Annotated in this window: 5 protein-coding genes; 2 read left to right on the plus strand and 3 right to left on the minus strand. The window is 60.4% G+C overall.

Annotated elements, in window-relative coordinates:
* Together AC1DRN_RS29565 and AC1DRN_RS29570 are read left to right on the plus strand one after the other, a co-directional pair.
* Nucleotides 1-1,661 (plus strand): ATP-binding protein (locus tag AC1DRN_RS29565; RefSeq protein WP_477786900.1); only part of this gene is annotated, 1,661 nt, incomplete at its 5' end.
* 172 nt (nucleotides 1,662-1,833) lie between these two features.
* A complete protein-coding gene (locus AC1DRN_RS29570; RefSeq protein ID WP_223462851.1) occupies nucleotides 1,834-2,067 on the plus strand; it encodes a DUF465 domain-containing protein in 234 nt (77 codons plus the stop codon).
* A gap of 273 nt (nucleotides 2,068-2,340) precedes the next feature.
* On the opposite strand, the gene AC1DRN_RS29575 is transcribed toward AC1DRN_RS29570, so the two are convergent.
* The 3 genes from AC1DRN_RS29575 to AC1DRN_RS29585 all read right to left on the minus strand — a co-directional run.
* On the minus strand, nucleotides 2,341-3,420 hold the full coding sequence (locus AC1DRN_RS29575) for an SMP-30/gluconolactonase/LRE family protein (RefSeq protein ID WP_223462852.1): 1,080 nt from the start codon (nucleotides 3,418-3,420) through the stop codon (nucleotides 2,341-2,343).
* Nucleotides 3,417-4,562 (minus strand): sterol desaturase/SRPBCC family protein, encoded by a 1,146-nt coding sequence (locus AC1DRN_RS29580; protein WP_223462853.1) that lies wholly within the window; start codon nucleotides 4,560-4,562, stop codon nucleotides 3,417-3,419. Before AC1DRN_RS29580 ends, AC1DRN_RS29575 begins: the two co-directional genes overlap by 4 nt.
* A 106-nt stretch (nucleotides 4,563-4,668) precedes the next feature.
* Nucleotides 4,669-5,150, minus strand: a 482-nt coding sequence (locus tag AC1DRN_RS29585; RefSeq protein ID WP_477786901.1) for a LysR substrate-binding domain-containing protein, incomplete at its 5' end; no start/stop codon positions are given.

Below are 5,150 nucleotides of genomic sequence, written 5' to 3' on the forward strand. Positions count from 1 at the left end.
TGGTTGTGGAAACCACGGAGCGGGTGATATCCGAGCGCCGGCGACAACTGGCTGAAGACGCTTATCGTGCGGATAACGAGCGGGTGCGCCTGGCATTGAACGCCGGTGCCTTGCTCGGTTCCTTTGTCTGGGACATCAAGACCAACGTGTTGTCGGGTGATGAGCGATTCGCTCGCACGTTCTCTTATCCACCCGGGCATGACCTGAGCAACCTGTCACAGGAAATCGCCAAAGGGCGGACCCATCCGGACGACCGTAGCTGGGTCCAGGAACGGGTCACGCTGTCGGTCGAGACTGGCGAACCCTACAACGTCGAGTACCGGATCCAGCGTCCCGACGGCAGTTACTTCTGGGTGCTCGCCAGCGGTTGCTGCGAATTCGATGAGCAAGGCGAGGCGTTTCGTTTCCCTGGTGTGCTGATCGATATTCACGAACGCAAGATCGCCGAAGAGTCCCTGCTCAAGTTCACCCGTAACCTGGAACAGCGGGTGGCTGATGAGGTGGAGGCGCGTCTGGCGGCGGAAGAACAACTGCGCCAGTCACAGAAACTCGAAGCCATCGGCGGCCTCACTGGTGGCGTGGCCCATGACTTCAACAACCTGTTGCAAGTGATCGCCGGCAACCTGCACCTGCTCGCGCGGCATGAGCCGGGTAACACCAATGTGCAGCGCCGGGTCGCGGCGTCGATTGCCGCCGTCGAGCGCGGTGCCAAGCTGTCCTCGCAATTGCTTGCATTCGCCCGTCGCCAACCGTTATCGCCTGCGGTCTTCACACTGCGGCAGATTTTCGATGGCCTGGCGGAGTTGTTGCTGCGTGCCTTGGGTGAAACCCTTCAGGTGCACATGACGGCCCCCGAAGATTCGTGGAATGTGTTTGTCGATCGTAATCAACTGGAAAACGCCATTCTCAATCTGGCGATCAATGCCCGTGACGCCCTTCAAGGCGAGGGCAGGATTGACATTTGCGCGGAAAACATCGTCYTTGATCGCGAATTTTGCGCGGGAAAAGGTATTGCCGCCGGGGACTATGTGCGGGTGTCCGTGGCGGACACCGGCGTCGGCATGCCGCCGCAGGTGCTGGCCCAGGCGTTCGAGCCGTTCTTCACCACCAAGGCCGACGGGCAGGGCACCGGATTGGGCTTGAGCATGGTGTTTGGTTTCGTCAAACAGAGCGGCGGTCATATCGAAATTGCCAGCGGCGTCGGGCAGGGGACTCGGGTGCAGTTGTACTTCCCGCGCACCTTGCGCGCGCCACCCAGCGAAACGCTGAGCCCTGACGTGCCGCAACGGGGTGGGCACGAACGCATCCTGGTGGTCGAAGACAATGAGGCTGTACGGGGGTCGGTGGTGGAGTTGTTGCGCGAAGAGGGCTATCAGATCCTCACGGCCACCAACGGTGACGTTGCCATGCAAATGTTGCTGGAAGGGTTGGCGGTGGACCTGATATTCACCGACGTGGTCATGCCCGGCCTGATCAAGAGTTCGGACCTGGCGGCCTGGGCGAAGGTGCAGGAACCACCGGTAGCCGTACTGTTCACCTCGGGGCATACCCGCGACATCATCTCGCGCAATCACCAGCTCAGCCCCGACACCCACCTGCTGAGCAAACCCTACAATCCCGAAGCACTCAGGCAAATGGTGCGCACGGTGCTTAACGGCTGAAACCGGTGGAGGTGTGGGCGCAGGCAAGGTGTTATCAGGTTGGCGACAGGACGACGAACGGACACCGCTGGTCTGACAGGTGGTCGACAGAACGGGCTGACCGAGGCCATTCTGATAGTTGGTGAACGCAATTGATCGCGATTCGCTGCCGATCAACAAACGGAGGTGTTCCATGCCGGTGCCCCATGACCTTTATCAGGATCTGAAACGTTCAAAGGAAGAAATCCAGCAGAAACGCACCAAGGATCCGTTACTGGATTCACTGCTTAACAAGTATTCCCAGGCGGATGCCGAAGTGGTGAAAGCAGAGGAGGCCAAGTCCAACGATGACATGGTAAGGAGGCTCAAGGAGGTGCGTTTGCAGGTCAAGGACAAGATCGTCAGGCAACTTGGCTCGTCGTCCTGACCCACCAGCCTGCCACCGATGACCTGTGGCTGAACGGCTGGAACGGCAACCAGAACCGGCACCTCGAATGCTCAGAGACCAATGTTATGGCTCTCAACGAGGTGCCTCATGACCCATCCCGAGTTTTCCGGTGAACTGAATGCTGTCCCTGTGGGAGCGAGCTTGCTCGCGATAGCGGAGGGTCAGTCAGCAGTGATATTGAATGTGCCTCAGTCATCGCGAGCAAGCTCGCTCCCACATGGGTTTTGCGGAGAATTCAGGAAGGGGGCCTGCTCATTGCAATGCCTTGCTCAACGGCAATCGCACCATGTTCTGCGCTTTCAGTGAACCGAAATACAGCCAGTCTCCATACTCGCGCACCGTGGTGATGGGCGAGTAGTTGTCGCGGCTGCCGTTCTGCAGGTTGGCGATCACTTTGCCCTCAAGGTCCAGGCCCAGGGCAAACCCGCGTTTTTCCACGGGCTTGGGCAATACGGTCATGGCTCGCACGATCATCTTGCGCACGAACGGATGGGCCGCCGTGCCATCGAGCAAGGCGTTTCGGGGGGCATACAGGGCCACCCAGAAGCGGTCGCGGCCATTGAACGACAGGTTGTCCGGCAGCCCTGGCAGGTTGTCGATGAACAGGTCATGGGTGCCGGCCTTGGGGCCGCTGAGCCAGTAACGGCTGATGCGGTAGGCGCCGGTTTCATTGACCAGTACATAGGCATCGTCCGGCCCCAGGGTCACGCCGTTGGCAAACTCCAGCTTATCCAGCACAACCGACGTCTTGCCGGTCTGGAAGTCGTAACGCAGCAGGCGACCGTCACCACCATGTTCGATTACGGCCTCACCGTCGTGGCCATAGCCGAACCGGCTCGAAGCATCGCTGAAATAGGCGTAGTGACCCGGTTTGTCGATCGCCACATCATCGGTAAAACCGAAGGGAGCGCCGCCGGCCTCTGTGGCCAGGGCCACCAGGCGACCTTGGGCATCGAGGGACAACAAGCCTTTGACCGCATCGGCGATCACCAGCAGACCATTGGGATGACGGGCCAGACCCAATGGCCGGCCTCCGGTAACGGCCAGGACTTTGGTGGTCTTGCCATCCAGGCTGGTGCGGATCAGGCGACCGTCGTGCAGGCCGGTGATGAGTGTGTCGTTTTCCAGCAACAGGGCTTCCGGCCCGTCGATGTTTGCGGCACCCACGCGTTCCACGTCCTTGAGTCGCTGATTGTCGGCGTAGATTCCGCTGTCGAGGGGCGGTGCGGGTTGTGGTGTCCAGGCCACCGGCCGCACCTTGGTGGGCATCAGTAGCAGGAAGGCACCGACGGCGACGATGACCAGCAACAGGCATTTGAAGGCTCTGCTCACGCGCCGACTCCTGTCGCCGTCAAATACTTCTGCGCCATGTCGCGCAATGCCAGCATCGACGCCGCCGATTCCCGATCGATGCGGCGCTTGAGCAGCAACCGGTTGGCTATCCGCATCGCCAGGCCGCTGAATTGATATTCCAGGGTGCGGACGAAACGTGAGTCGTTGCCCTCGGCATCGCATGCATAGGTCACCACCAGCGACAGGCCATGATCACCCTGGGCCCGGGCGCTCCAGCGCCGTCCGGGCAGGTACTCCGCTACCTCCCAGCGCAAGTGTCCGTCGCGGCCACCAGCGCGGATGTCCTCTTCGAAACGTGCGCCGGCATGTAACGGGCCTTTTGGCCCATCGATATGCAGCGACGACGGATGCCATTGCGGCCAAAGGGTCACGGTGCTGGCGTAGGCCAGTACATCGATCGGGTTTCCGGCAATGACAATCTGATGCTGCATGCGGGTCATGGGTGTTCTCGTCAGGTTCAATGGCGCAGGTTCCGGCTCCCAATAGAGGGTGCCGAACAGATAGTCCATCAGCGGGAAAACGATGTTGAAATTACGCTCCTGCATCAGTTCGCGGCGGTGATGCAACTCGTGCAGTCGGCGCATCTGGCGGATCCACGGCAGTCGTGTGACCGGGTTGCGCGACGGCAGGTGCTCGCAGGCATGAAACACTTCATAAGCCAGGTAACCGAGGACAAGAAGGCCGCCGGCCAATCCGGCGATGTTGGTATTGATGTGCTTGAGCAGCCACCAGAGGGGCAGGGCGACGGCGAGGGTATGCAGCACGATCAGCCATGCCGGAAACAGTATCACCCGCCAGTCGCGGGCGCTGTCGTAGGTCATGTGGCCCGGGGTGAAAAAGCTGTGGTGGTCGCCGGCGTGGCGGGCATAAAACAGCCGGGCGAAACCCTTTCTATGATGACCCAGGTGGCGATGCACCATATACACGCCGAGGTTGAACAGCAGCAGCGTGACGGGCACCGCCAGCCATTCTGTTGGCCGCACCTGATGTACGGTGCTCCAGAAAGCGCTGATCGCCAGCGCCCCGAACAACAGGACAAAAGCGCCGTGCAGCCAAGGGTTGTAGAGCGGATGAATGTCGGCGCGGTAACGGCTGCGGAATCCTTCGGTGGTCTGCCTCACTGCAATCACCTGTCGTTATTGTTATCTTTTTCAGATTAGCCGATCCCGGTGATTTGACGGACCGAACCTTGAGGACACAACGGCCATGATCCGGTGCAAACCGGTTTCAGGTCAGCGGGTCCCAGCGTTGCGACCAGTCTTCGTCGGAGTCGATAAACTCGCGCAGCAGGTAGAAGGCGCGTTGCAGTGTCGGCGAGTCACGATCGCGCGAATAGACCAGATAGGTCGGGTAGTTGAATTCCGGCGCCTTGGGCACCCGTTCCAGGGCGCCACTATCCAGATAACTCTGCACGACGCGGGTGCGGAAGTAGCCGCTGCCGCCGTTTTCGAGAAGGTACTGCAGGCCCAGCGGGCCAAGATTGAAGCTCAGCGCAGCCTTGGCTTTTTCCGGCAGGGCGGCGTCGTGCTGGCGTCGGAAGTCAGCGCCCCAATCGATGTACACATAAGGATCTGGCTTGCCGGCCAGGCGCACGAGAATCAGCTTTTCTTCGAGAATCTGCTCGACCTGCAGACGCGGCCAATACTCGGGCTGATACACCAGCGCGGCATCCAGAACGCCCAGCTCCAGCTGACGCAGCAGGTTTTCTC

The sequence above is a fragment of the Pseudomonas sp. P5_B3 genome, assembly GCF_056400405.1.